The organism is Streptomyces sp. P17, assembly GCF_032436805.1.
GTDB lineage: Bacteria > Actinomycetota > Actinomycetes > Streptomycetales > Streptomycetaceae > Streptomyces.
The window spans coordinates 1-230 of sequence record NZ_JAVRBF010001583.1; the positions used below are offsets into that span (position 1 = coordinate 1).

At 45.7% G+C, this 230-nt stretch carries 1 protein-coding gene; it reads right to left on the bottom strand.

Annotation, left to right across the window (positions count from 1 at the left end; genetic code table 11):
• On the bottom strand, positions 1-230 hold a 230-nt coding region (locus RMT89_RS45755), incomplete at both ends, for a S24 family peptidase (protein ID WP_315889654.1).

Here is a 230-nt window from a genome sequence, read left to right on the forward strand (position 1 = left end):
CTGATCGTGGACCGTTCATTAAAACTGTTGAGTGGAAAGATCAGCACATCCCCGTCAAATATCCCGGCCTCTTTCATGGCATCGCCTTTCATTTTGAAAAAGAAAGTGGCCGGTTTATTACGGATGAGTTGTTCGTTCAGGTCAATACCCTTTTCCATATAATCATCGGCGGCAGCACCAAAACCGGTGGCATTGGCCGTTTTCACTTCCTGCTGGGTAAATTGTTTTGT